Genomic DNA, 22,637 nt, shown 5'->3' on the forward strand with positions numbered 1-22,637 from the left:
CCACATCCGTATTTGAGATGATGCAGTTGATCTGAGAAGATAAGACAGGATGATTTTGCTGTTTGAGCGAAGCTACGGCATAAAATAGCAAGACAATCATAGTCAATAGCCAAGCTACAAATGGCTAGATGTGGAACTTTGGACTCAAGGCGAATATAGCTGGAAATTCTTATGGAAACAAAAACTGCCAAACTTCTTGATGGTAAAGCTTTAGCTGAAAAAATTCACCAAGAAATTCTAGAGCGCATTACAAAGTTACAACCACAAATTGGGCGTCCCCCTGGTTTAGCAGTATTGATGGTTGGCGACAATCCAGCATCGGCTGCTTATGTACGTAATAAAGAGCGAGCCTGCGCTAAGGTGGGTATTGCTTCTTTTGGCAAACATTTTCCCACTGAAACTACCCAAGCAGAACTAGAAGATGTAATTGCTGCGCTCAATCAAGATGAACAGGTAGATGGCATTCTTGTGCAGTTACCTCTACCCAAACACTTAGACGCTGTTAGGTTGCTCAATCAAATTGATCCCGATAAAGACGCTGATGGACTGCACCCAGTCAATTTAGGGCGGCTGGTGCGCCAAGAAGCAGGTTTACGCAGTTGTACTCCAGCGGGTGTGATGCGGCTGTTGGAAGAATATAAAATTCCCTTGTCAGGAAAACAAGCAGTGGTAGTGGGACGTAGTATTTTAGTGGGTAAACCAATGGCATTGATGCTTCTGGAAGCTGATGCGACTGTAACCATTGCCCACTCGCGATCGCACGACTTAAAAGCCATCACCCAAAATGCCGATATTCTGATTGCAGCTGTAGGTCTTCCAGGATTGATTACCTCAGAAATGGTGAAACAGGACGCTGTTGTGGTAGATGTGGGGATGAATCGCGTTACCGATGCCAGTGGTAAAAGTCGTTTAGTCGGCGATGTCCACTGGGAATCAACAGCTGGCGTGGCGGAGTTTCTCACCCCAGTTCCTGGCGGTGTTGGTCCTATGACTGTCGCTATGTTGTTGCAAAATACATTTGCCAGCTATTTAAGACGGTATGGAGTTAAGAGTGATAGATAATAATTTGCGATCGCATTTCGTTCTGTTTTTGTGCTTATTGAATAGCGATCGCGCACGATATTATTAATCCTCTGGGCATAGTGATTCTTTCAGCTCCAAAGCCCCTTAAAATTGTGACGTATATGACAAAAATACCAAAATTTCAGGAATTTTAAGAATGGTAGCAACTGATAAGTTTCAAAAGACGCCAGAGACAACCAAGTTTAACCTATCAGCTTATCTCAAAGAGCGCCAACAGCTTTGTGAAACAGCTTTGGATCGGGCGATCCCCATCGTTTATCCAGAAAAAATTTATGAAGCAATGCGCTACTCTCTGTTAGCTGGTGGTAAGCGTGTACGTCCCATCCTGTGCCTTGCCACCTGTGAAATGACTGGAGGCACAATCGAGATGGCTATGCCAACAGCTTGTGCTGTGGAGATGATCCACACGATGTCCTTGATTCATGATGACCTGCCAGCGATGGATAATGACGATTACCGTCGAGGTAAGTTGACAAATCACAAGGTTTATGGTGAAGATATAGCGATTTTAGCTGGGGATGGCTTATTAGCTTATGCTTTTGAGTTTGTTGCCACCGAGACTCCGCAAAATGTTCCTAGAGATAGAGTATTGCATGTAGTAGCCCGTCTCGGCAGGGCATTAGGCGCAGCTGGGTTAGTTGGTGGTCAAGTGGTCGATCTCGAATCGGAAGGTAAATCAGATACTTCCCTAGAAACGTTGAATTTCATTCATAACCATAAAACAGCTGCACTTTTAGAGGCTTGTGTTGTTTGTGGTGGAATTTTAACTGGAGTATCTCCTGAAGATTTGCAAAGACTAACTCGGTATGCTCAGAATATTGGTCTGGCATTCCAAATTGTGGACGATATCTTAGATATCACTGCTACTCAAGAACAATTAGGCAAAACTGCTGGCAAGGATCTCAAAGCGCAGAAAGTAACTTATCCCAGCTTGTGGGGAATTGAAGAATCGCGCTCCAAAGCTCAACAGCTAATTGAGGCAGCTTGTGCGGAATTAGATACATTTGGAGAACAAGCACAACCCCTAAAAGCGATCGCTCATTTTATTATCAGTCGCAATCACTAAGTCAATCCCTACGGGGAATTCATACCAATTTTGGATTCTGCCCACATACTCGCCCGTAGGGTAGCTTTAAACATCAGAATTAAGGTGATTTTGACTGGGAGCCTAGCGACGGTCAATTGGGGATTTTGGATTTTGTTGGGTCGCATCTAAAGGTTTCCAAAAAAAACAACTGCTGCTAATATTTACTAACTTCGCCAAAATACCATGCAGGACATAGGCAACATCTTAGACAACCGGGTGCTGCTGGTTGCTCTGGTAGCTTGTTTAATTGCTCAATCTCTAAAGCTCGTCATCGAGCTAATCAAAAATCGCAAACTAAATGTACGTGTTTTAGTGACCACTGGAGGTATGCCCAGTGCCCATTCGGCTCTAGTTACATCTCTAGCCACAGGTGTAGGGCAAACTCTCGGCTGGGCATCTCCTGATTTTGCCCTGGCTACGGTTTTTGCCATCATTGTCATGTATGATGCCGCTGGAGTGCGCCAAGCCGCTGGAAAGCAAGCTCGAATTCTTAATCAAATGATTGATGAATTATTTGATGAAAAGCATGACTTTAGCCAAGACCGCCTCAAAGAATTGCTGGGACACACACCAGTTCAAGTCATCGCTGGGTCGGCTTTAGGTATAACCATCTCTTTGTTAGCGAGGTCTTTTTTAGCCACTAGCTTATAGTGCAGCAAGGTAGTTCTGATGAAAAAGTAGGGGAATAGGGAAAGGAGGGCATAAAGGACAAGGAGGAATTAAAACCTTGCCTTTTGACTGTTGACTATTGACCCTTAACTTTTGAGTAACTACTGTGAACGCACATTTGACCGCAATAGCATCACCTTACGACTATCTACTAGATAGGCAACAAAGCCGCGTTCGTTGAGCTTTTGCAATGTGCTGTATGCTTCTTTTTGGTTAGTAGTGTAAACCGCCAGCAAGTAAGGGCGTTGTCCGTAGGAAGCAAAACCTACATCACCTCCTACCGCTTGTTCTACATTAGAGACAAGTTCTGGGCGGTTAAAATAATCTACTAATACAGCATAGCCTACTCCCAAGGCTTGAGGATTATAGGTCACTGCTTGAGGTTGTTGCACATCTGCCGGTCTAGTGGTAATGATCCCAGACAACCCAACAATATTGTTGATGTATCTCGCCCAACGATTGGCATCGTCAATTTTATTAAACCCCCCTATCCGCGTTACTGTCTCTGTTAAGTATTGACAGGTTGTACTTTTGAGTTCAGGAGGTAAGGCATTGCGCAGTTGCTTCTGATTATCTGCTGTGGGGCTAACTATCAATAAAAGATACTCACCAGCACTAGGAGGCTGACAAACAGGAAGAGCTTGTTGAGCGGTAACAGAACTCATACCACCCATCAAACCTGCGATCGCTAATACTACAGCATGTGGTAAATTCGGAAATCTCTGCACAACAGTCTCAGACATAAATAGGATTTTTTTAAAAGATTTCATCAAAATATATTTTGTTCCCCCAAATGGGAACCAAGGGAGCAGGGGAAGGGAGAGAGGGAGGAAAGGGAGGACAAGGGAGACGAGGAAGTGCGGGGAGTGTGGGAGTTTTCTTCCCCATCTCCTCATCTTCCCTCTCTTCCCCATCTCTCCTACATGCCCAATGCCCAATCCTCATAAGTGATATTTATGTCTATCCACCTAATGAACACACCTAATGAACAGTATATTAGGATACGGTAGCTAGAGATGCTATAGGATCGGAAATTGTCTCAGAAGGAGCTTGGAATTCTCCTGTGATGACATACTCTAATCGCAGTTTTAGCCAAGTAATAAATTGCTGATTGGTAGAAATAATTGCAGCTGATGGTTGAGGACACTTGGCTTTGATCTTTGCCATTTCTGGTGCTTCTAAAAAAGCTGGCTGTTTAACCAACCAAAAATCAATTTCTTTTTCTTGTTCGTGATAGTGACGAGTACGTTCCTTGAGAACCTCTTCTATAGGTTCTTCCTGTAATAAAAATCTTTGACTTGTCAATACGTAATAGTATGTTTGCATTTTCATCCTGTGGTTGTTAATGATTAATCCCAGGGTACAGTGTATACGCTGTACCCTTAAAAGTTAACTTTTCTTGACTTTTTTAAACCAAGAACTGAAGGGACAAGCACTTCCTTTGTTGTCACTCATTGGCAGCTTGCCGCCAGCTGTTAGTTTTTCTAAAAACAGCGTATTGTCAAAGTAGTGTTCTAAGGAAATTATTTGCAAGTCATCGGTAACTTTAGCAATGCTCATGCCAATAATTTCTACTGTCTCTCCAGTTGGTGCAAACTCTTTATATGCACCATTAAAATGTCCCCAGTGTCGCCACTTGAATGTCACATTTGGTGGACCTGAGAACACTTCCAGAACTTCCCAAGGAAATCCTTGGGGAAATGTTGTATGGAAGATTTCACTTGATGATTCAAAGCTTTCAGCAGATGCTTTGTAATGCTCTGAATCAGCCATAAATAAATTGTAAGTACCTTGGGCTGATAAATCTTTAACTGTGTATTCTGGACCTCCATTAGTACTTACACGAAACTTGTCATTAACAACAGACAACCACTGCTGTGGGTTAGTTTTGAAAGACACTTCCATCTCGAAAGTTCTTACCAAGTTTTGCACGATCACTTCTAGAGTACCCTCTATGTGATGGCGTGTACTTTCTTGGGCTAAATTCTCTTTAGACCGAGAATAATCAGGAGGTGTCTGATAGCGCCATTGGGTATCAGTACTTCCTTCAATAACTTTATCTCGATCCTGTACCCAAAGCGGCAGGCTGTTAGATTGTGTTGCGCTCATAGAAGTCTTTGCTTAAAATTGTGTCCCCAATTTCTGGATTTCGCAGTTATGACCCCTCTAAGCTTTCAAACAGTTATTTAGTTAACTGTTTACAATTCTCCTCGGATAGCTTGTTTCATCTCACGAACAGCTCTTTCTATACCTACTAAAGCTGCGCGACTGATGATAGTATGACCAATATTTAGTTCTTCCATCCCTGGAAAACTAGCCACAGGATAAACGTTCCAGTAGGTAAGTCCATGACCAGCATTGACTCGCAACCCAGCTTGAATCGCTTGCTCGCACCCTTTAGCTAACACGGCTAACTCTTGCTTGCGACTTGTTTCATCGACAGCCTCAGCGTATTGCCCAGTGTGCAGTTCGATGAACTTGGCCTGCACTTTGGCAGATGCTGCAATTTGTGACGGTTCGGCATCGATAAATAGACTAACTGGAATGTCGGCACTTTGCAATTTATCAACTATCTCACCTATTTTAGCAATTTGCCCAACAATATCTAAACCGCCTTCTGTTGTAACTTCTTCACGTTTTTCTGGTACTAAAGTTACATAATCAGGTTTGATATCGAGGGCAATCCCTAACATTTCCTCTGTAGCGGCCATTTCTAAATTTAAGTGCGTTCTCACCGTTTGCCGTAAGAGTCGCACATCCCTGTCTTGAATATGCCGTCTATCTTCTCGCAGATGCACCGTAATCCCATCTGCACCGCCTAATTCTGCCAGCACCGCCGCCGCTACGGGGTCAGGTTCCACCGTTCGCCGTGCTTGCCGAATCGTCGCAATATGGTCAATGTTTACGCCGAGTGTAGACACCCCTAGTTTCTCCCGATCCACAGTCTTTAGGATCTTGATTTTACCGGAAATGCTGGTCAAGAGGTAAGCGTGAGTGCGATCGCGTTCCCTACTCTACAGATTTAGAATAATATCTACACCCACTTTTTAAGGCGATATGCTTTTAGAACTAAAACAAATTATCGTCAAACCAGGTCAACAAATGTTGCTCAAAGATGTTAGTTGGCAGCAGTTAGAAAATATTTTAGAAGAAATGGGAGAACACCGTGCCGCCCGCATTTCCTATAGTCATGGCTGGTTAGAAATTATGGTGCCGCTACCCGAACATGAAAAAGATAAAGAATTGATTGGTGATTTAGTCAAAATTTTATTAGATAAACTCCAAATAGATTTTGAACCTTTTGGTTCCACAACACTGAAAAATGAGCGAATGCAGCAAGCCGTAGAACCAGATACTTGTTTTTATATTCAAAATCAAGCTGCTGTAATTGGCAAAAATCGGATAGATTTAAATGTAGATCCGCCACCAGACTTAGCCATTGAAATTGATATTACATCCCGTACTCGATTTGAAAATTATGAGCTTTTGGGAATTCCAGAATTTTGGCGATATACACAACAAGGGTTAGAAATTAATTTGCTTCGAGAAGGGAAATATATCAAATCACAATCTAGCCCTAATTTTCCTGGTATCCCAATTATTGAATTAGTCAATGAATATGTTCAGCAGTGTTTAACGATTGGCAGAAGTCAAGCTATGCGTAATTTTAAAAGTTGGGTGAAGAATAATTTGTAGTTATTTAAATTGAGTTGCGATCGCATCTTTGACTTCATTATAAAACTAACGCTAACTAAATTTGAATCGGCACAAATTTATATTCATTATCAAGTATTTGTTGAACTTGGACTGGAAAAAGGCGGTTATTGGTGCGATCACGCGACGAATCAAATTGAATCTTTCCCGTTGCAGCATCTACTGAAAAATTTGGATTAGACAGTGTCTTTTGTAACTCTTCACGTGTATTACTTTTTTGCAATCCTGCAATAATTGCCTTAGTTGCATCATAAGATGTTGCTGTTCGCCAGTTCACCGGAGCTTTCGACCACAATACATCAGCATTTTTCACAAAAGGATTATTAGGAAACGCTGCCGGATGCCAAGGTACAGGTATGATGATTCCATTGATGTATTTACCCTGCTGTAAGCTTTCTTCGGTGAGCAATGCAGGCGTACCAAATAAAGCTAATTGCCCTTGATTAGCTTGTATTAGGGCTAGACCTTGCCTTTCGGTATCCCTACTTTTGTCTATGTATGTAGTTAATACTAAAGCATTAGCGCCACTATTCTTAGCTTGAGAAATAGCTACACTAGGGTCAAATTTAGAAGCAGAAATATTGCAATCTGTAGTATTGATAATACCACCAGCCGCTTTTATTGCTTTGACCAAACTATCCTTAACCGAAAGATTATCTGAATGTTGATCGACACAGATAAGAAAGTTAGTTTTTTTCATGTTATTGATAGCGTAACGAGAGATGCTATCTGCGACTAAGCTAACACTAGGAGCTGTACGAAAGATATAAGTGCCAATACTAGTAATATTTTGGGCATAACTAGTAGGAGACATCATAACTAAGCCACCGTTTTGATACACTGGGGCTGCGGAGATGGAAGCACTACTAGCATTATGTCCCACTACAGCAAAAATACTAGCATCTTTGACAAACTGAGTAGCAAGCTGTACAGCTTCGCTAGGAGCATTATCATCATTAGCGATCGCTACCTCCAAAAGCTTCCCATTAATACCGCCATTTCGATTCACTTCATCTTGAGCCTGAGCCACACCGCGTAGCATCTCTTCTGCTATATTCTTTTGAGTGCCAATGGGTACGCTAACGGCAATTTTGAGTTGTTCTCCTTTTTGACGAGCTATCGCATTGTTCAAGTAAATTAATGTTTCTGGGTCTCTTGAATTAGTTTTCCGGTAGGAATCAAACTTATTAATAGCAGTATTACAATCACTGTTAGCAAATGCTTTAACTCCAGCTTCTTTATCAGCATTTGTATATTGTTTTAATAAAATTTCTTCACCTAAGCTAATTCTATCGCCCAAATTATACTCTTTTTTGACACAGGAATATCCTTGAGCCTGAACTGGAGTTTGAGGTTGATCTGGAGACTTTAAAAAGTAGACTATAGTACCACCAATAATTACTCCTATTACTCCAATGATGCACGCTCCTATGTAATATGAAAAATTGCTATTTTGGGGAGGTGGAGGATTAATAACTACCGGAGGTGCAGTAAGTTGCTGTTCGGTAATTAAAGAAGCTTCAATTAGGGCTATATCTTCATCTCTGAGTCCTAAAACTTGCTGAACACGTTTCAAACGAGCGCGAGTTCTATCACTCGCAGGAAACCCATCTTTAATCTCGTCGCGGAAAGCTAGCTCATATTGCTGCAATTTTTTCTTTTTGTCTTCTATAGGTGCTAAAACCTGAGTTTCAATTGCAGCAGCCTGTTCAGGTGTTAGTTTCAGTGTCTCTTGTAAACCTACCAATGCAGCGCGACCAGCAACAGAAATTTCACCGTTACCTCCCTCTACCCAATACTCAACTTCTCGACGATATGTGAGCATGGGATCATTACTTGGTGCTTTAGCAAGCTTAATTTTATAACCTTCTTTGATAGCGTATATCTCCGGTTTCATAGCCGGAGTGCTTTCTTGCACTTTCTTGGTAGCATACTCATGCAATTCATCAACAGAGATAAAAGCATCTTCATCACGATCTGCCGCACCAGTTTCTAGCCCCTCCACTATGTAGCGGGTGTAAGTTGAGTTATCTGTTCCTTGCTGTTCAAAAGAATATTGGGTTGAAGTCGAAGATGTGAGAACAGCCCGTCCTTCGCCACCCAATTGGTTTTTGACATCCACAAAACCATCATCTCTTGCCAACATCCCCTCAGCAAACGCACCACTAAAGCAACAATCGAGAATTACTACCTCGCGTTTGGAGCGACTATTGCTCATGACTTCATGCACAAAGCTAGCTAGTACTGTTGTTGCCTTAATCGGTACTCCTTTATCTGTTTTGCGAGTATTGCGAGTAGCAAAGTAAAGTTTGCCGCTTTCATCTTTGATTCCGTGACCAGAGAAAAATAGCAGAACCAGGTCATCTCTTTGACGATCAGCAAACAAGATTTCAATAGCTTCCGCCATCTCATTTTGTTGAGGATTCAGCAGTACTTTTACATCATCAAAACCGCCAATCTCTGGATTCTCTAAAACTTGCTGCATTTTCTCAACATCTTTAGTTGCCGCAGGCAATGGGGTAATACCAGTCTCATACTCACTGACTCCTATTAGCAGTGCTACTTTCGCCATCTCATTATTCTTCCTTGTTAATGGAATTTCCTATTTACCTGCGACGAACTTTTGAGCTTGTTCAATGATTGCGGTTAACTCTTGCTGGCTATTGGCTTTTACTTTTAGCTTTTTCCCGTTAGCTTCTACTTCCAATTCAATTGGTTTATTACCCAAGCGATCGCGCAAAAACTCCAACATTTTCTTAAAATTGGCAAGGCTTACCTCTGTTCGCAGCACTCCTACCAGAAAACCTCCAACAGACTTTGCTCCTTCGGGTGTGTCTGTCACTGCTACGAGTTCTGCACTTTCTACATCTAAGTCTTTTATCTCTCTCAGGAAATTTCGCGTTTCTCGCTCCTGCTCTTCTGCATCTAAGTCGGGATTGGAAAGAGCGATCGTCAGTTTGACGTTAGATTCAGAACTCATTTTGTATCCTTTCAGGTTTTAAGCAGTTGACTGTCAACAGTGATTTCCGCAATATTTATATTGAAATCACATCTGCTATGTAAATTTCCTGAAGATTTTCTAATATTTTGACAAATGTTTTTTATTTTTAGACAAAAATTGCCAGAAATAGCAGCTATTCGCCTCAGTCTTAACTCGAAGCACTAGTATAAAAACGCAACGCAAACCGCCAAAACCAGGTGGAGACAAAAAATAGCCCTAATGCCAACACTACGGCACCTATTAACCAGGTAATTTGTCCTCGGCCTAACATAGCTTCTGCTGGGACTGTAGTTAAAAAAACTACTGGTACTACGAATGTAAAGAAAAAGCGGTAAGCAGCGGGATAAGCTGCAATTGGATATCTTCCAGCTTCTAATAACCCCCGTAACACTTCGGTAACGTTGTATATTTTCACAAACCAGATGCTAGTGGCTCCCAGTATAAACCACAGGCTATAAAGAATTACCAAGCCCAACAATAAGGGCACTGCACTGACTAAATAGTTGTTGAGAGTTAAGCCGAGGCGCATACCTGCATAGGCAATAATCGCACTACCAAAAACTAAATCTGGCAAACCCCAAGGGGAAAGGGTGTGAGTAGAAAGCCAAAACTGACTGCGGATAGGTTTGAGGAGGACAAAATCTAAAGTACCTTCCTGCACATGGCGGACAATGCTATTCAAGTTAGGAGCTAGAAAGGTAGAGGAAAAACCTTGTAACAGAGTAAAAATCCCTAGCACTACTAAAGCGGCGTTCCATGACCAGCCAGCAAAAGTGTAGCCAGTACGGTAAAACAAGAATAGCCCAAACAGGCTACCAACGAGATTACCCAAGCTGGTGATGGTAGCGACGATAAAGTTAACGCGATACTCCATCTCAGCTGCGATCGCAGTACTCCAAAATAGTTTCAGGACTTTCAAATATCTCTGCATCTTGCCCCATTAACCCAAAATCTAGCGTTTGTCATTAATATTTTGTAGATAAAACAATATATTTACGGAAAATTAATATTATTTTGCGTTCCAAAAAATTACCAAACGTTAAGATGTTGTATGTTTATGCTTAAAAGGTAAAATATTCTATGCATTTCGATTTACAAGAAATAGTTAAATCACTCGGCTATTTTGGTGTATGGGGAATTATATTTGCTGAGTCTGGCTTGCTAATTGGATTTTTCTTGCCAGGGGATAGTTTACTGTTTACTGCTGGATTTTTAGCATCTTTGCCCCAATCAGGTCTTAATATTTGGGTGCTGATTTTTGGTTCTTTTGTTTGTGCAGTTCTTGGTGATAATGTTGGCTATGCTACTGGATACAGATTTGGTAGAAAATTATTTAGTAAAGAAGATTCATGGTTATTTCATAAAAAACATATCATTAAAACCCAAGATTTTTATGAGAAACATGGTAAGAAAACAATTGTTTTAGCGCGTTTTGTACCGATTGTGCGAACTTTTGCCCCAATTGTTGCAGGCATTGGTGCTATGCAGTATCGGACGTTTATGTCATATAACTTAATCGGTGGCTTTGTGTGGACATTTGGTATTACCTTTCTAGGATTTTTCTTAGGAAAATCTTTGCCACCGGAACAAGTAGATAAATATTTATTACCAATTGTTGGATTGATTATAGTTGTTTCTTTAATACCATCGATTATTCATATAATTCAGGAAAATAGAGGTAATAAAGAATAAAATTACTTTTGCTGTTCACCTGACCTCAGCATAAACTCAAGAATATACTTGTAGGAATTACAAGCATAGTCGATTAACGCTTGTTAGCCCTAAAAGGCTTGTTATTACCCACATGTGATAAATCTCCACTTCGTTGCTAAAGGACTTCGGAATGGCATTCTTAGGCTAATAGTTGCAGTCTACTGAAATAGACTAAGCAAAGATTGCAGTGGGAGCATCTCACTTTTTTACAACGTCATTGCGTTGGCGGAACGCCTTCCCGCAGGGTACGAAACGAAGTGCAGTGAAGCAATCGCAAAATCTCGCATGACGAACAAATCTATGCGATTGCTACCCTACCCTTCGGGAACGACTACTCTGCGAGAACGCCTCCGGCGAACGTCGAACGGGAAGGCTCCGCCTACGTCGTACCTCCTCGCAATGACGATTATATTATCGTTGCAAAATAAAAACTAGGATGCACCCGATTGCAGTCCACTTGAGTAGACTTGCGCTATTATCACGGAACTTCAGATCTGGGAAGAATAACACGAGAGCGTCATACTTTGACTGTTAGAAAAATTTGAGTAACGACAAGACTTGTAGATCCTCATCAGTCTAGCTTCCCGCAGATTAGTAAGTGGTGAGTCCAGTCCTGTTCGGCGTTCGCCGGAGGCGTTCTCGCAGAGTAGCCGTTCCCGTTCCCTCAAAGAGGGTTCCCGCAGGGTAGGGTAGGCGGGTTTCCCGCCGTAGGAAACTGGCGAACCCAGAGGGCGTCGGAAGCCAATAACAGAGAACGGCTTTGATGAGTCAATATGCACTGTCAGATAACTCGCATATTTTTTGAGCAAATTGGAATTTTAAACCATCCTCTAATGCTTCTAGTAGAAGAGATAGTTAATCAGAAATGCATATACTGCAATTACCAAGCAATAGTTTGACAAGCTTCTAGTAAAAGACCTGCTAGAAGCTTTTTCTTAACTTCAAGGTGGTATCTATCGAAAGATATATTAGCAAGTTATGTATTCCTCAAGGTATTCAATAATTAGTTCTGTTGATAGATTGGTTGCTCATGATACGACTGTTACTATTTTTTTCAGTAAAAAACCTTTAATAAATAGTGAACTTATGAACATTATTGCTTGGATTGTTTTAGGTCTAATTGCTGGCGCTATTGCTAAAGCTATCTATCCCGGACGCCAAGGCGGTGGCATTCTGGCAACAATCATCTTAGGCATCATCGGTGCTTTTATTGGCGGTAGCCTGGGTGTATTCTTCACTACAGGAAGATTAGCTTTAGCAGCTCCTACTCTGAGCATTCCTGGTATCTTAGTGGCAGTTCTTGGTGCAATTATTGCTGTCTTTTTGTGGAACTTACTAAACCGCCACAGCGCTGTGTAAACAAATAAAGTCATGGACTATTAATCGTAGACATCGGGGAATCAGTTTAACGATTTTTTAGTTTTGAATCCAACTAAGAAGTTAGCGCTTACCTAGTAGTTAGGGAAGCGCTATTATTTTTTTGATATAAAAATGTTTGTAAGCCTGATTTCATAAATGCTTTGATAATTAGAAATCTTGGTTATACAGATTTAAAGATTTACAGCGAATTTCATTTGAGTGAGGTACACCTGTAGCGGGCTTTCCGTTCCGCACCACAAGAAGTATATGATTAATTTTTGTACCTTATATACCTACTATCTGCTGTAATTTTAATTAACATCTATCAATATTTATTGAGAATCTTCACGCAAGAATCAGGGTTATGAAATTAAATTGCGGAAAATATTTTTTGGCTTAAGTATGCGAGTAGTTGATGCAAGTTATAAAGTAGCTATTGATGCTGGAAGAGATAGCGATCGCATTTTTTGGCTAAATCTCCTTTTAAGATGGTGTATGCGAAGTCTGAGGTAAAATTTGTTATCTATACCTCAGTATTTCTTTAGGCTACGGTTATGCTGCGATCGTTGCCACTTTTATTGGTCAATTAAATTAACTTGATGCAATCTTATCTAGTTTAGTCATGGCAGTTTATCGGTAGACAGCGAATTGCAGATTAAACTGGGGCTACCCTTAGCCTTTGGCTGGAATATTTTGGTAGATTTTATTCTTTTTTCTTTTGGTAACGGATATATTAATTTACAATCGATTGCAAATTAGGCAAGCGGGAACAAAAATTTAAGGTACTATTCAACAGGCCAGGATTACAAAAGGGGGAAGTTGGGCTTGAGTAAGACAACAAGTGTAATTCATGACTGAAGTGTAAGGAGTGTTAAGGTGGCTACCCAGAGGATATCGCAAGTTTTACAAGTAGGAATAGTTATAGTAGTGATTGCTACTGGTGCTTTAAGTCTGAGTCTGCTCAATGGTGGGCTGCACCAAAAATTTGCAATCAAAAAGCCAACGGATAAGAGTGTAAAAGGTGGGTCTAACAGCGCAACGTCCCAAAATGTTACACCCGCCAAAAACTTAATTGTAGAAGTGCCAAAACCATTTCAGAGACAAACCATTTATCAAGCGAAGCTGAAAGCAACTGAGAAAGTGATTGCCTTAACTTTTGATGATGGCCCAGGCCCGAAAAACACCGTACAGGTATTAGAGATTTTAAAGAAAAATCACATTAAAGCTACATTTTTTGTGCTTGGGGAAATGGTGCAAGCTTATCCTCAAATTGCCAAACAAGTAGTGGCTGATGGTCATGATCTTGGTAACCATACTTGGCACCATTGGTATCGTCAGATGGATACAGCTACGGCGGCCAGTGAAATTGATCGCACAGCAGATATTATTTATAAAACTACAGGGGTAAAAACCGCTTTGTTCCGTCCACCTGGAGGCTATCTGCATAATGGATTAGCTGACTATGCCAAAAATCAGAATTACGCTGTCATGATGTGGTCAAGTCTTTCAGGGGATGCTGACCGTCATTCCCCACAGGTGGCAGGAATGATTAAAAATGTAGTTAATGCTGCAAAACCAGGCTCAATTGTGCTGATGCACGATGGTGGTGGAAATCATTCTCGGACTGTAAAAGCTTTACCAGGTATTATTGCTGGTCTTAAGGCCAAGGGTTATAAATGTGTGACAGTATCGGAACTGCTGGAAATGCAAGCTAAAGAAGAAGCTACAGCAATGAAAGCCTTACCTGCGGTTACAAAGAATGAACCTGCAAACAATCAGCCTCATCAATAGTGATATTCTCAGGGCAGAAAGCTCATTCAACAAGAATGCCTGCTTCTATTTGGAAAATATTTCTGTGCTACCTATTGATGAATGGAATAAGTTTAGTGTACAAAAACTTGAATCACTAAAGCACTAAGAAAAAAAGGGTTTTTATCTGTCCTACTTTACGCAGTTCAGAAATTTTTAATTTTGAATGTTGCAACCTCCATCTTTTCAACCAATTACTCAACGCACAGCGTTAAAATTACCTAATAATGCCAGAGTTGCTGTTTGGGTAGTAATGAATGTCGAACACTTCACCTTTGGCAAACTGGGAACAGCAATTCAACCCCATTTAAATAGTTACCCAGAAATAGCTAATTATGGTTGGCGAGACTACGGTAATCGTATAGGCATTTGGCGGTTATTTGAACTATTTGCTGAGTTAGAAATTCCCGTAACAGCAGCAGTGAATGGCGAAATTTGCCCGCTTTATCCGGAGATTATGACAGCCATGCAGCAATATGGTTGGGAAATAATGGCGCATGGGATTAATAATTCTACTGGACACAGTGGCATGAATCTGCAAGTAGAAACCGAGATAATTAATCAAACTTTAGATTTACTGCGTCAAGCTACTGCTAAAACTCCTAAAGGCTGGTTAACACCTGGATTTTCGATTACAGAATCAACTTTTGAACTATTACATAATGCCGGAATTGTTTACTCTGCTGACTGGGTAAATGATGACCAGCCCTATTGGTATTCTTTACCTAATGGTCGTTTGTTGGCTATTCCTTATACTATAGAAGCAAATGATATCAGTTTGTGTTTAAGTAATCGGTTTTCGGGTGGAGAATTTGCTCAAGCTATTCAAGACCAATTTGACCAACTGTGGCAGGAAGGAGAAAATCAAGCAAGGGTAATGGCGATTGGACTACATCCATTTATTGTGGGTCAACCGCTACGGCTAAAGTATTTAAAGCAATGTTTATTACATATTAAAAATAAATCTGATACCTGGTTAACTACAGGTGAAGGTATTTATGAATGGATTAATAAACCACAGATGAACACAGATAAATACAGATAATTATTCAAATTATTGGTTTTGATCGGCGGTTAAAAATCTTTATTTATCTAAACTTCTACAACCAGAATTATGAATATTTCTCCTACTAATGTTTTAAAAATCCCTGTAATTGATGCCAATATAGAAAACACCAAACCCTATGGTCATCTATTAGGCGATGATGTCAGTAAGCCTGGCTTAGGAATTCCCTTTTATCAAGAACGAGTATTAGAAGGCGAAAATATTGACTTTACCTATCGGGGAACAGCTACTTTTAGAACAGCAAAAATTCTGCCAGGATATCCGCCGATTATTTGGTTAGAACGTCATATGCACATGACCCAAATGTTTATTGGTTTGGGACAAGCACCATTTATTATGGTGATGGCACCACCTAATCATGAAAATGACGAAAACTTGCCTAATTTAAATCAAGTACAAGCACTGCGGTTTCCTGCTGGTTACGGACTTTTGCTGCATATTGGCACCTGGCATGATTTTCCCATAGCGTGCGATCGCCCTGTGGTTGTTCTCACTGCCAATTCTGATGAAGTTGTTACTGCTTTGAGTCAAATGCAGACACCAGGTGAAATGAATCAAGGCGATGTGTATAAAATATCGCTGCTCAAAAGATTAAATTGTGAAGTTCACTTGGAAGTTGAGTCCTCCCGTGTATAAGTTTTTGGCGTTGATGAATATCGCTAAAAAAAGCGAGGAAACCCCACGCCTACAAATGCATCTGTCGCCTTATTTTTTGAATTGGTAATAACGGGAGTTCGATGTATTCAAAGAACCCCACTTCCATTCCTCTCCCCGTTGCGGGGAGAGGCTTAAAAAGCTGATGTTTCCGTTGTGATAAGTAACCACGCAAAATTAATTAACCTGAGTTCGGGATAAGCTGAAACCCTCATTACGCTGTTACTTAATTCTAGGATCTGTCAACGTGCTTGTGCTGTTTCAGCCATTTAACGTTGAATAAACCTCCTTAACCCGAACTGACGTTAATTAATTATGTTTTACTACTTAAATTTAATTTTCTCCCCAAAATAAGAAATTGTATGCCCCTCTCGGCATCGGAGAGCGGTTGGGGAGAGGTTCATCGAACTCACATTGCTATTATTCTCGATTACGCTTAATAACGCTAATTTCAGCCTAAAAACCGAAAATTTCAACTCAAAAAACTTTTTTATTTCTGAGTTTTACCTTATTGTTCGGCGAAGTTTAAAAATACTGACTGCTCATTAAGTCAGTTATTTTAACAATCTGTAATATTTTGCCAATTACCAGCTAAATAAGCAATTTCAGCAATTACAGCCACCATAGGAATGCACTTTTTAGTTTACAAAACTAAATAATCTAGGGGGTAATTAGTAATTACGAATTATGTTGAAGTTGATCCCCATTTATTTTTAGTTCTATGTCCAACGACTGTAATTAGCATAGGTTTTTACCTTTTTTTAGCGATTTTATTTGCTTAAATTAGAGGATTTTGGCATGAAGAACACATATATTCCCTGGCGACTAGTACCGCTTCTCTACGAGACGCTGCGCGAAGGCAAAATTCATCAATCACAAATCATAAGTAATTTGCAGAGTCTGATTTTCTACTAGCTTGGGCAGAAAAGAGTTGTTTTTATCGCCCCTGCCTTCATTTCCGTCCCCATGAGGAGATGAAACAAGGTAAAATATTTAACGTTATTTGTATAGCAAGCAGCGATGGCAAGAGCAGCTACATCTACCAGTCGCAAAGCCAAGTCCAAGTCTGTGCCAGCTTCCTCTCTTCCCACTTGGACAGCTGACACTGAATTGGTAGGATTGGTGTTTGACCTTGAGGCAACTAATTCTAGTGCCCTCTATTCTCAGTACACAATTGGACTCCATGCCTGGTTTCTGGATCAAGTACGGCAATTCAATCCGGAACTTTCGGCTTACCTTCATGATGGCGAGTCAGAAAAGCCCTTCAATATTTCGGCGCTGGAAGGTCAACTTGTTCCTAGTGGGAAACAACTGCAACTAGAAGCAAAGCAAATTTATCGTTGGCACGTCAACGCCCTTTCTCAAAGGGTGGCGCAGTTTATCAGTCAATGGTTAACTCAACTGCCGCAAACCTTAGCTTTAAGAGATGCACCTTTACAAATTAAACAGGTAAGTATTGCCCATCCACCAACCACCTACGCGCAATTGTTGCAGTCATCTATAGAGAAAAAAACTAACGTCAGTCTCAGCTTTGTCTCACCCACCAGCTTTCGCCGCAAAGGTCATCATTTCCCTCTCCCTGTGCCTGTAAATCTCTTTCATAGCTACCTGCGTCGCTGGAATGACTTTTCGGGAATGATTGTAGAACCAGAATCTTTTCTCGAATGGATAGACGAAGGGGTAATCATCCACCAACATCGCTTGGAGTCAGTAAAAGTGGCAGCTGGTAAACGCGGTTCGGTGACTGGGTTCACAGGAGCAATTTCCTGTGGTTTAAGTAAAGCCGCTTTAGCTAATGCTGAATTTACCCAGTTGTTTTATGCCTTAGTCAGACTTGCGCCTTACTGCGGTACAGGACACAAAACCACCTTTGGGCTGGGGCAAACGCGTTTAGAGTGGCTAGAACGAGAACCAACTACACCCACAGAGTTGCTGACAAATATATTGGGTGAACGTATTGCCGAACTGACAGCGCTATTTACTGCTCAACGAAAACGCACAGGAGGCGATCGCACTGATAAAATTGCTTCTACATGGGCAACGATTTTGGCTCGGCGGGAAATGGGGGAATCATTGCAAGTAATAGCTCAAGATTTGGAGATGCCCTATACTACTGTGAAAACTTACGTAAAATTAGCGCGCCGGGCGCTGAAGCAAGAAAATCTGGAATGACGCAAGAAGGCTATGTTTACCTTAGGTCATTCCAAAAACCGATGGTAGTCCTCGTCAAGCATCAATTTAAAAAAGCCAGCAATTCTCGATAATATTGCTCTGGTGTACTGGGTAAATGGGTCGTTACTTGCAAAGTTTGCTGGCTTAACTTGAAACCTTGAGTAATGTTGATACGGCTGAGGAAATCTAGATCGTGGGAAATTACCCAAAGCGCACCCTGGTACTCATTAATACCTGCAACCATCTGCGCAACGGTTTCAATATCCAAGTTATTAGTCGGCTCATCAAGAATTAACAAGTCAATTTCAGAGATGCTGATGATTGCGATCGCTAATCTTGCCAATTCACCGCCACTCAACACTGATACTGGTTTGTGAACGTCATCGTATTTAAACAAAAAATGTCCCAGTTGCTGACGTAGCAGCTGATAGCTGAGGTTGGGATTGGCGGCTTGCATATTTTCTAGAATCGTCTGCTGACGGTTTACCAGTTCATAGGTTTGGTCGAGATATACGGCTTTCATCGTTGGCGAAAGCAAAACTTCACCCGAATCTAAAATCGCTTGCTCTTCCATTCTTAAGATTGCTTTGGCGAGAGTCGATTTACCTGAACCATTCGCACCAACAATTGCCAGGCGATCGCCTGAGGTAATATGCAGCTGAATGTTTTTAATCAGCAAACGTTCTGACACCCAAAGATTTGCACCCTGAATATCAATCAGATTTCTGTGTTTTTGACCCCTTTCTGCTAACTGGATACTTGTCGCTTTAGTTGTTTTCACTTTGGTGTCTGCAACCTTTTGAGTAGCTTTCGCTACTGCAAGTTCATGTTTCTTTTTGGCATTTCCGGCTGAAGCCTCGGCTTTGGTTTTAATCAGTCCGGCTGAGGCGCGGTCAATGCTGCCATTGAGAAACTGGCTACGCCCTTGGCGCTGAGATTGCGCTGCGCGTTGCTGTTCTTGCATAGCTGTAGCTTGGGTACGTTTGAGTTCTTTTCTGGCGACTTCATGCGATCGCCATGCTGCTTCTAACTCTATTTCTTTCTGTTTTCGATAGTAAGAGAAATTACCTCCGTATACCTTTACTCCTTCAGGTGTCAATTCCCAGGTAGCCTCTGTTACTTGATCCAAGAAAAACGGCTTGTGGGAGACAATAATATATGCACCAGCAAAATCTTGAAGAAATAGCCTTAAACTTTCTAGCGCCGATAGATCCATGTGATTTGTTGGCTCATCCAGCAATAGCAGATTTGGTTCTTGAGATAAACCAATAGCTAGAAATAGTTTTGTCAGTTCCCCTCCGCTTAAGTTAATAACTGGTAGGGATAAATCAAGCATAGTCTGGAATTGCGCCTGCAAAATTTCCTCAATCTGCCACCATTCATCAGAGATAGAACTCAAAAAATCTAGTACTGAATCTGCTGTAATTTTTTGCCTGATGGTGCTGATTTGGGGTAAGTAGTAAACATTATCCTTACGCCATACAGCTCCATGATTAGGAATAATTTGCCCTGCAAGTATCTTCAGCAGAGTAGATTTGCCTACCCCATTGCGACCGACCAAAGCAATGCAATCGCCCATACTAATATTGATATTAACTCCCTGAAATAGAGTTCGCTCTAAGCCGAGTTCGTAACCTACGTTCTCAGCTAATAAAATTGAATTTCTATGCATATTAATCCAATGAAGCGTCCAATTAACCACGCAGTGAAATGCTGGTAATGCCAGCTAGTTATGAAAACCTAATTAAAGGCAAGCCAGCCGACTATCCTGTAAGCAAATAAAGAGTATAGTGCTGAGAATTTTTAAATCATTAGCTTGTTTGACACTCAGAATAAGCTCTACAACCCTGCTAACAGCAGTTGAGTGTAGATGATGGCTTGTAAGTAAAACTTGGTAGCAAGAAAGCTTTGAGCCAACTTGCTAATTTCTGAATTATTTTTCGTTGAAACTGTTGCCTACCAGCAACGCTTCTTTGTTACTACTTCATGTCAGCTAAATTAATTGAAGAGTTTTCAGGTTTGAAGCTATCTAGAGCTTACCACAAAATAATTCCAGAAGCATACTCAATAATATTTGCTTATTTACACGTACTAGAGGTGTACTGGTGGCAAAGCAGAATTAACAGCTATGTAAAAGCAGTAGCTGAGGAAATAGATCCAGCCTAAACAGTAGAAGCTGTAGTACTTAATAAAGTTGAGTTTGGTAAAATTCAGTACATAGGATATTTGGAGCGATAGTATAAACTTGATGTCTAAATTCATAATAAATATGAAAAAATTTTACATTTTATTTTGTGTCTGCTTTTGTCTAATTTCAATTGTGACTTTATCCAATATTTCCTTTGCCCAAATCACAGATCCTATACCTGAAAAAGTTGAAAAATCAAAACTCTCTGTGGGTTTAAAAGAAGTTGTACAAATTCCTATCAGTGGAACCGGAGCTAATAGAGTTGCAAGATTGAATTTTTTAACTCATGCAGGTGATGGTAGCGGCAGGTTATTTGTTAATGATATGCGTGGCAAACTCTACGTAATTAATAATCGCAGAGTCACAGTATATGCAGACTTTAAAAGATTGATTTGCTCAGGCTTTACTTATGAAACTGGGCAACAGGGTTTTTCTTACTTTGCATTTCATCCAGATTTTGCTAGAAATGGGATTTTTTATACTGTAAATAGTGAAGATAAAAATGATAACATTCCTGATTTTACAGTTAAGAAAAAGATTGTTAATAACAAAGGTGATGTTATACAAAGCTCCCACCATGACGTAATTCGTGAATGGAAAGCAGATCAGCCTGCTGCTAATCAGTTTTCTGGAATATCTAGGGAGATTCTGCGTATTGAACAGCCATACCCAGATCATAATGTAGGGCAATTAGGCTTTAATCCTAATACTAAACCAGGAGATGTCGATTATGGCATTTTATATATTGCTGTTGCAGATGGTGGAAGTGATGGTTTCCCCGTTAGCCATACAGATCCTCTAAATAATGGGCAAGATCTTAGCACCCCCCTTGGTAAAATTCTTCGTATTGATCCCTTTGGTAAAAATAGTGCCAATGGCAAGTATGGTATTCCTAAAGATAATCCTTTTGTGAGGGATAAGAATTCAAATATATTAGGAGAAATTTGGGCTTACGGGCTGCGTAATCCCCATCGTTTTAGTTGGGATACTGGCGGTGAGGGCAAAATGTTAATTAGCGATACTGGCGAAGCTTTTATTGAAGAAGTCAATCTTGGCATCAAAGGTGCTAATTATGGATGGGGAAAGCGTGAAGGAACTTGGGTTGTAGAACAAAAAAATGAAAATGTTCTATTTCCCTTACCTAAAAATGATTCTGAGTATGGTTACACATACCCTGTTGCCCAATATAGCCATCATATCCCAAAAGATTGGCCAGACTATTACGGAATTGCGATCGCAGGCGGTTATGTTTACAGAGGTAAAGCAATTCCTGAATTGGTAGGTCAGTATATTTTTGCTGACTTTGGCAACGATGGACGCTTTTTCCATGTACCTGTAGATGAGCTTGTTAATGGTAAACAGGCAAAGATTAAAGAACTTAGACTTTTTGATGGTAAAAAAGCAGGTTCTTTTCTAGAAATCATTGGCAAAAAACGTTCTGATGTCAGATTTGGGATAGACGAAGAGGGGGAAATTTATGTAACCTCTAAGAGCGATGGTAAAGTGAGAAAGATTGTTCGTTCCCCAGAATATTCTAAATTTTAGAAGAGCTTATAGTTTTTTCATTGCCAGAATCTTTTGCGCTACTATTTCAGGAACTGGCATTACTGATAACCGATTTCCGGTTCTCACTAAAATTAATTCTTCGGAGCTAAATTTTTCTTTGAGCGTTGATAGCAAGATAGGCTGAGAAAAATACTCAACAAATTCTACAATAACTGTTTGCCAGCGAGGAGATTCAGGAGTTGATTTTGGGTCATAGTATTTGCTGCTTGGCTCAAACTGGGTCGGATCAGCAATACCTGTTTTGATAACGCGTGTCAACCCAACAATGCCTGGGAAATTACTATTTGAATGATAGAAAAAAGCTAAGTCTCCCATCTGCATTTGGCGGAGAAAGTTGCGAGCTTGATAATTGCGAACACCGTCCCAGATAGTCTCACCTTGTTGTTGTAAATCAGTGATGCTATAAGCTTCTGGTTCTGACTTGATTAGCCAATAATTCATCGATTCTATGCTATTTGCTTTGTCTTGAAATATTTTAAACCCTGACTGGTTACTCAAAATTTGATTATGTTAAATTACTACAAACGCTGTTTTATATCGGTCTTAGTTCTCACTT

21 protein-coding genes are annotated in these 22,637 nt (G+C 40.6%); 12 read left to right on the forward strand and 9 right to left on the reverse strand.

Annotated features, from left to right (window positions below; translation table 11 throughout):
* The first annotated feature begins 171 nt into the window (after positions 1 to 171).
* The 3 genes from folD to BV375_RS20690 all read left to right on the forward strand — a co-directional run bounded on the left by folD (position 172) and on the right by BV375_RS20690 (position 2,821).
* Complete coding sequence (folD, locus tag BV375_RS20680) at positions 172 to 1,062, forward strand: bifunctional methylenetetrahydrofolate dehydrogenase/methenyltetrahydrofolate cyclohydrolase FolD (protein ID WP_086763759.1); 891 nt, start codon at positions 172 to 174, stop codon at positions 1,060 to 1,062.
* A gap of 157 nt (positions 1,063 to 1,219) precedes the next feature.
* Positions 1,220 to 2,149 (forward strand): geranylgeranyl diphosphate synthase CrtE, encoded by a 930-nt coding sequence (crtE, locus tag BV375_RS20685; protein WP_086763761.1) that lies wholly within the window; start codon positions 1,220 to 1,222, stop codon positions 2,147 to 2,149.
* Between the two features lie 204 nt (positions 2,150 to 2,353).
* Entirely contained in the window at positions 2,354 to 2,821 is a 468-nt protein-coding gene (locus tag BV375_RS20690; RefSeq protein WP_086763763.1) for a divergent PAP2 family protein, read from the forward strand.
* A 119-nt stretch (positions 2,822 to 2,940) separates the two neighbouring features.
* Here BV375_RS20690 and BV375_RS20695 read toward each other — a convergent pair whose 3' ends face one another.
* From BV375_RS20695 to BV375_RS20715, 4 genes are all read right to left on the reverse strand, one after another.
* Positions 2,941 to 3,582 carry a hypothetical protein gene (locus BV375_RS20695; RefSeq protein WP_086688828.1) on the reverse strand — a complete coding sequence of 214 codons (642 nt, stop codon included), beginning with the start codon at positions 3,580 to 3,582 and terminating at the stop codon, positions 2,941 to 2,943.
* Between the two features lie 253 nt (positions 3,583 to 3,835).
* Positions 3,836 to 4,165 carry an MgPME-cyclase complex family protein gene (locus BV375_RS20705; RefSeq protein WP_086763767.1) on the reverse strand — a complete coding sequence of 110 codons (330 nt, stop codon included), beginning with the start codon at positions 4,163 to 4,165 and terminating at the stop codon, positions 3,836 to 3,838.
* Positions 4,166 to 4,228: 63 nt separating this feature from the next.
* Positions 4,229 to 4,948 (reverse strand): SnoaL-like polyketide cyclase, encoded by a 720-nt coding sequence (locus tag BV375_RS20710; protein ID WP_086763769.1) that lies wholly within the window; start codon positions 4,946 to 4,948, stop codon positions 4,229 to 4,231.
* Between the two features lie 89 nt (positions 4,949 to 5,037).
* A complete protein-coding gene (locus BV375_RS20715; protein ID WP_086763829.1) occupies positions 5,038 to 5,760 on the reverse strand; it encodes a pyridoxine 5'-phosphate synthase in 723 nt (240 codons plus the stop codon).
* A 136-nt stretch (positions 5,761 to 5,896) separates the two neighbouring features.
* Between BV375_RS20715 and BV375_RS20720 the strand changes: the two genes are divergently transcribed.
* Positions 5,897 to 6,535, forward strand: coding sequence for a Uma2 family endonuclease (locus BV375_RS20720; RefSeq protein ID WP_086763770.1), 639 nt, complete (start codon positions 5,897 to 5,899; stop codon positions 6,533 to 6,535).
* A gap of 55 nt (positions 6,536 to 6,590) precedes the next feature.
* On the opposite strand, the gene BV375_RS20725 is transcribed toward BV375_RS20720, so the two are convergent.
* From BV375_RS20725 to BV375_RS20735, 3 genes are all read right to left on the reverse strand, one after another.
* Positions 6,591 to 9,125, reverse strand: a complete 2,535-nt coding sequence (locus BV375_RS20725) for an ABC transporter substrate-binding protein (protein ID WP_086763772.1) — start codon at positions 9,123 to 9,125, stop codon at positions 6,591 to 6,593.
* A gap of 30 nt (positions 9,126 to 9,155) precedes the next feature.
* On the reverse strand, positions 9,156 to 9,533 hold the full coding sequence (locus BV375_RS20730) for a hypothetical protein (protein ID WP_086763774.1): 378 nt from the start codon (positions 9,531 to 9,533) through the stop codon (positions 9,156 to 9,158).
* Between the two features lie 169 nt (positions 9,534 to 9,702).
* Positions 9,703 to 10,485, reverse strand: coding sequence for an ABC transporter permease (locus BV375_RS20735; RefSeq protein ID WP_086763776.1), 783 nt, complete (start codon positions 10,483 to 10,485; stop codon positions 9,703 to 9,705).
* Between the two features lie 149 nt (positions 10,486 to 10,634).
* Between BV375_RS20735 and BV375_RS20740 the strand changes: the two genes are divergently transcribed.
* From BV375_RS20740 to cas6, 6 genes are all read left to right on the forward strand, one after another.
* Positions 10,635 to 11,246 carry a VTT domain-containing protein gene (locus tag BV375_RS20740; RefSeq protein WP_086763778.1) on the forward strand — a complete coding sequence of 204 codons (612 nt, stop codon included), beginning with the start codon at positions 10,635 to 10,637 and terminating at the stop codon, positions 11,244 to 11,246.
* Positions 11,247 to 12,353: 1,107 nt separating this feature from the next.
* Positions 12,354 to 12,626 (forward strand): GlsB/YeaQ/YmgE family stress response membrane protein, encoded by a 273-nt coding sequence (locus BV375_RS20745; RefSeq protein WP_086763780.1) that lies wholly within the window; start codon positions 12,354 to 12,356, stop codon positions 12,624 to 12,626.
* Between the two features lie 876 nt (positions 12,627 to 13,502).
* Positions 13,503 to 14,417: a polysaccharide deacetylase family protein gene (locus tag BV375_RS20750; protein ID WP_086763782.1), complete on the forward strand. Its 915-nt coding sequence runs from the start codon at positions 13,503 to 13,505 to the stop codon at positions 14,415 to 14,417.
* A gap of 187 nt (positions 14,418 to 14,604) precedes the next feature.
* On the forward strand, positions 14,605 to 15,480 hold the full coding sequence (locus BV375_RS20755; protein ID WP_086763831.1) for a polysaccharide deacetylase family protein: 876 nt from the start codon (positions 14,605 to 14,607) through the stop codon (positions 15,478 to 15,480).
* A gap of 69 nt (positions 15,481 to 15,549) precedes the next feature.
* A complete protein-coding gene (locus tag BV375_RS20760; protein WP_086763784.1) occupies positions 15,550 to 16,137 on the forward strand; it encodes an ureidoglycolate lyase in 588 nt (195 codons plus the stop codon).
* Between the two features lie 1,038 nt (positions 16,138 to 17,175).
* Positions 17,176 to 18,327, forward strand: coding sequence for a CRISPR-associated endoribonuclease Cas6 (gene cas6, locus BV375_RS20765; protein ID WP_086763786.1), 1,152 nt, complete (start codon positions 17,176 to 17,178; stop codon positions 18,325 to 18,327).
* A 61-nt stretch (positions 18,328 to 18,388) separates the two neighbouring features.
* Here cas6 and abc-f read toward each other — a convergent pair whose 3' ends face one another.
* On the reverse strand, positions 18,389 to 19,999 hold the full coding sequence (abc-f, locus tag BV375_RS20770; RefSeq protein ID WP_086763833.1) for a ribosomal protection-like ABC-F family protein: 1,611 nt from the start codon (positions 19,997 to 19,999) through the stop codon (positions 18,389 to 18,391).
* A 314-nt stretch (positions 20,000 to 20,313) separates the two neighbouring features.
* On the opposite strand from abc-f, the gene BV375_RS37700 reads away from it, so the two are divergent.
* Both BV375_RS37700 and BV375_RS20780 read left to right on the forward strand, forming a co-directional pair.
* Positions 20,314 to 20,493, forward strand: a complete 180-nt coding sequence (locus tag BV375_RS37700; protein WP_086763788.1) for a hypothetical protein — start codon at positions 20,314 to 20,316, stop codon at positions 20,491 to 20,493.
* A 154-nt stretch (positions 20,494 to 20,647) separates the two neighbouring features.
* Entirely contained in the window at positions 20,648 to 22,060 is a 1,413-nt protein-coding gene (locus BV375_RS20780) for a PQQ-dependent sugar dehydrogenase (RefSeq protein WP_243714000.1), read from the forward strand.
* 6 nt (positions 22,061 to 22,066) lie between these two features.
* Here BV375_RS20780 and BV375_RS20785 read toward each other — a convergent pair whose 3' ends face one another.
* On the reverse strand, positions 22,067 to 22,522 hold the full coding sequence (locus tag BV375_RS20785; RefSeq protein ID WP_086763792.1) for an EVE domain-containing protein: 456 nt from the start codon (positions 22,520 to 22,522) through the stop codon (positions 22,067 to 22,069).
* Positions 22,523 to 22,637 lie beyond the last annotated feature (115 nt).

The sequence above is a fragment of the Nostoc sp. 106C genome (assembly GCF_002154725.1).
Classification (GTDB): domain Bacteria; phylum Cyanobacteriota; class Cyanobacteriia; order Cyanobacteriales; family Nostocaceae; genus Aulosira.

Excerpts from the sequence above, each read along its gene's own strand:
- BV375_RS37700 (WP_086763788.1), top strand. The coding sequence starts at position 20,314 with ATGTCAGCTAAATTAATTGAAGAGTTTTCAGGTTTGAAGCTATCTAGA.
- BV375_RS20690 (WP_086763763.1), top strand. The coding sequence starts at position 2,354 with ATGCAGGACATAGGCAACATCTTAGACAACCGGGTGCTGCTGGTTGCT.
- BV375_RS20705 (WP_086763767.1), bottom strand. The coding sequence starts at position 4,165 with ATGCAAACATACTATTACGTATTGACAAGTCAAAGATTTTTATTACAG.
- BV375_RS20735 (WP_086763776.1), bottom strand. The coding sequence starts at position 10,485 with ATGCAGAGATATTTGAAAGTCCTGAAACTATTTTGGAGTACTGCGATC.
- crtE (WP_086763761.1), top strand. The coding sequence starts at position 1,220 with ATGGTAGCAACTGATAAGTTTCAAAAGACGCCAGAGACAACCAAGTTT.
- folD (WP_086763759.1), top strand. The coding sequence starts at position 172 with ATGGAAACAAAAACTGCCAAACTTCTTGATGGTAAAGCTTTAGCTGAA.
- BV375_RS20695 (WP_086688828.1), bottom strand. The coding sequence starts at position 3,582 with ATGTCTGAGACTGTTGTGCAGAGATTTCCGAATTTACCACATGCTGTA.
- BV375_RS20725 (WP_086763772.1), bottom strand. The coding sequence starts at position 9,125 with ATGGCGAAAGTAGCACTGCTAATAGGAGTCAGTGAGTATGAGACTGGT.
- abc-f (WP_086763833.1), bottom strand. The coding sequence starts at position 19,999 with ATGCATAGAAATTCAATTTTATTAGCTGAGAACGTAGGTTACGAACTC.
- BV375_RS20740 (WP_086763778.1), top strand. The coding sequence starts at position 10,635 with ATGCATTTCGATTTACAAGAAATAGTTAAATCACTCGGCTATTTTGGT.
- BV375_RS20745 (WP_086763780.1), top strand. The coding sequence starts at position 12,354 with ATGAACATTATTGCTTGGATTGTTTTAGGTCTAATTGCTGGCGCTATT.
- BV375_RS20785 (WP_086763792.1), bottom strand. The coding sequence starts at position 22,522 with ATGAATTATTGGCTAATCAAGTCAGAACCAGAAGCTTATAGCATCACT.
- BV375_RS20760 (WP_086763784.1), top strand. The coding sequence starts at position 15,550 with ATGAATATTTCTCCTACTAATGTTTTAAAAATCCCTGTAATTGATGCC.
- cas6 (WP_086763786.1), top strand. The coding sequence starts at position 17,176 with ATGGCAAGAGCAGCTACATCTACCAGTCGCAAAGCCAAGTCCAAGTCT.
- BV375_RS20730 (WP_086763774.1), bottom strand. The coding sequence starts at position 9,533 with ATGAGTTCTGAATCTAACGTCAAACTGACGATCGCTCTTTCCAATCCC.
- BV375_RS20720 (WP_086763770.1), top strand. The coding sequence starts at position 5,897 with ATGCTTTTAGAACTAAAACAAATTATCGTCAAACCAGGTCAACAAATG.
- BV375_RS20710 (WP_086763769.1), bottom strand. The coding sequence starts at position 4,948 with ATGAGCGCAACACAATCTAACAGCCTGCCGCTTTGGGTACAGGATCGA.